A 3093-nucleotide genomic window follows, 5' to 3' on the forward strand; every position below is an offset into this window, starting at 1 on the left:
GTTGCTCCCGTTACTCCCGTCGCCCCTGTTGCTCCTGTCGCTCCCGTTGCTCCTGTCGGCCCTCCGGCAGGTCCCGTTGCTCCCGTTGGCCCGGGTGGTCCTGTAAACGAAGGAGCTTGTAATACAATTTCTAATTTATCTTGTAAAGCCCTTTCTTTTTTTAGGGCTGTTTGTAATGTCCTATTTACACTTTCATTCACTTCTAAAATATTGCTAAGTGTAGCTACAGGTGATAAGCCCGGTAAAGTACCTAATGCAAGTTGAATTTTTTCCGCTTCTGCATTAATAATATGTGCTAAACCTAATTCTTCTAACGCTATCGAAGCTAATAATAAATTAATCGATTCTTCACGGGTTAATGTAATATTTGGCGTAATATTAGGTATATTTGCTTGAGACATTTTAATTTCTCCTTTCACAATATAATTTAAATATTCTGTACATAATATGATAGGTTTAATACAAGTGTTACAAGCTCATATCAGAAACGGAAAATCCACTGTAAAACTAAATAACTAAAATATATTTCCAGCCATTATCATTGAATTAACTAAGATATAATTTGGTTAAGAAAGTAAGAAAAATAAGGCATTCTAAAAAAAGAATACCAATTCATTGTTAGTAACTCGATTGAGCTACTAACCACTTAACATCCTCACGAACTGTTTAAAGTGAGTGATTACTAAATACAAAACCTAACGGCTATGAGAAGAATTTCTTAGTTTCTAAGATTGAGTGCTGCACTTCGATCTCTATCATGATGCGCGCTACAAGAAGGGCAATCCCACTTACGAATGGTTAGATTTTTAACATCTTTGTTTTGTATTCACAATTGGAACATAATTGACTAGCAGCAAATGTGGTAGATACCATAACAATTTGAAATCTATGATTTAGGTGTTGCTATAGCGACATTCGCCACATTTAAGGACACTAAAAATAAAATTTATAAGACAGTGTAATAGAAACGGTATCCTTAGAGATCACATCCATCAACTTAAGATATATTTTTAAACAAAATGCGGTCTTTCCGTATAGTTTTTTATTATCTTTTGTAGATTTTATAAAAGTGGACATATCAAATAAACCCTGACGGTTTTCAAATTTTTTACCATGCTACCTGATGAGTAGAAGTGGTATACTCATAGACAACACCCAAAACATACTAAGATTAGTAGTGTAAACCAATGCATTGGTTTACACTACTATTTTTTTATAGTAGAAGTGAAGAGTAGGTCGCTTTGATATTGGGATTTTAAATCCGTACCCAAAACAGACCTTCTTCACTTACCTTATTTGAATCAGTTTAGTATGTGGATCCTTGAGATCGTGTATAAGAAATGGGAATCGATAAGAGTAAGATGAGGACTTCAATTCTACATAAGGAGGCAAAATATGCAACATGTAATTGCGTTCGATGTTAGTATGGGAAAAAGTTATATGGTTATTTATAATGCTCAAAAACAATGTATTTTTGAAAGGGAAATCAATCATTCTAAGCCTGATTTTGAAGAACTACGAAAACGAATAGATCAACTTATGAATGAAAATAAGAAATCACCTCATATTTTTTTCGAAGCAACTGGTGTCTATTCGAGACAACTAGAGCGTTTTATGCAAGATAACAAGTTTGAATACTTTCTGTTGAACCCTTTAGAAGCGAAATTACAATGCGATTCCTTACGGATTCATAAAACCGATAGAAGCGATGCGCATCAATTAGCTCTCACTCATTTCACGGCTTCCCGAAGGGAAAAGACAGGCACAGATAACTTATTTTATCAATTAAAATCACTCTCAAGGTTTTATAATGAACTGGATGACGAATTATCTTTGATTCGTAGCCGAATGCATAAAGTCATTCAATTGACATTTCCGGAATTGGAACAGATTTTCATAACTAAGTCAGATTTATTTTTAAACTTTGTTCAATTATTCCCTCACCCAGATTTTGTTCAAAATCTTTCTAAAACGGTCATGAAGAATCAGATTCGTAAGAATACCAATAAAAACATCTCAATCCGTATAGCAGAAAAGAAGGCTATGGAAGTACTTGAGGCTGCCAGGTATTCTTATCCAGCCGTACGTCAGGATGACGTTTTATGTGAACAACTCAAATCGTACGCGAAACGCTATCAGGAGCTCCTTCATCAAAAAGAACAGTGTATCACGAAGATGGTACGATTAGCTGAAAGTCGCGCAGAATATCCAATTATTCTTAGTTTTCCGGGAATAGGTCCCAATACGGCTATACGTTTGTTAGCTGAAATCGGTGATATTACTCGCTTCAAGAATAACAAACAACTTAATGCATTTGCAGGTATTGATATACGCCGTTTTCAATCAGGAAAAACTGTTTTCAAAGATAAGATCAATAAACGTGGAAATAAGCATCTCCGTAAGCTTCTTTTTCTCATTATCCAGAACATGATAAAACTACGTCGTTACGGACAGAACCACATTGCTGAGTATTATGATAAATTAAAAACGCAACCTTATAACAAATGTCATAAAGTTGCGTCAATCGCATGTGTAAATAAGTTATTGAAGCTTCTCTTCTACCTTATTACACATAATATACACTATGATTATCGGTTAACCGCCTGAAATCATAGTCTCATTCATCATACTATATTTATTCCCCCTAGTAAAAAAATGAATACATATTAGGGGTATTTAGTTTGCATTAAATTTAATATATGCGATATTCAATTGATTAAAAATCTAAAAATAATGATTGACTAATCGTAAGAAATATCAAAGACTGTTTTTTTCTCATATCTGTGAGATTTTCGTCCGTTTCGCTGTAGGAGGTTAAACAGACGAAGGAGAATCTTTGATAATTCTTGGGTGTTTTTATGTAGTGCTTGATGAAAAAGTAAGAAATAATCTTTAATTATGTACATCGCTTTATATTCACTTAGTTCTTTCTGTTTTTTACCTAACAGGAGTTCTCTCATTTTAAACATAGTAGAAGAACATAATAGGATATTAATGAGTTGTCCATAAAGGTGGCATTCTAATCGCTCTGGTTTAATAGATTTACAACGATGAATTCGAAACCAAGATTTCCATATTTTAAATAACAGCTGT

General features: G+C 33.9%; 1 protein-coding gene and 3 pseudogenes. 1 reads left to right on the forward strand and 3 read right to left on the reverse strand.

Annotated elements, in window-relative coordinates; genetic code table 11:
- Positions 1-401, reverse strand: a pseudogene (locus tag C4S65_RS34875) (collagen-like protein); the annotation flags it as partial.
- A gap of 317 nt (positions 402-718) precedes the next feature.
- A pseudogene (locus tag C4S65_RS33765) lies at positions 719-882 on the reverse strand (zinc ribbon domain-containing protein); the annotation flags it as partial.
- A gap of 513 nt (positions 883-1395) precedes the next feature.
- Between C4S65_RS33765 and C4S65_RS33775 the strand changes: the two are divergent.
- Positions 1396-2607 carry an IS110 family transposase gene (locus C4S65_RS33775; RefSeq protein ID WP_103945929.1) on the forward strand — a complete coding sequence of 404 codons (1212 nt, stop codon included), beginning with the start codon at positions 1396-1398 and terminating at the stop codon, positions 2605-2607.
- Positions 2608-2741: 134 nt separating this feature from the next.
- On the opposite strand, the pseudogene C4S65_RS33780 reads toward C4S65_RS33775, so the two are convergent.
- Positions 2742-3093, reverse strand: a pseudogene (locus tag C4S65_RS33780) (IS4 family transposase); the annotation flags it as partial.

It is taken from the genome of Bacillus sp. ok061, assembly GCF_900108285.1.
GTDB lineage: Bacteria > Bacillota > Bacilli > Bacillales > Bacillaceae_G > Bacillus_A > Bacillus_A thuringiensis_S.

What these genes read in the sequence shown, in the direction of transcription:
- C4S65_RS33775 (WP_103945929.1), top strand. Translation starts at nt 1,396, where the DNA reads ATGCAACATGTAATTGCGTTCGATGTTAGTATGGGAAAAAGTTATATG.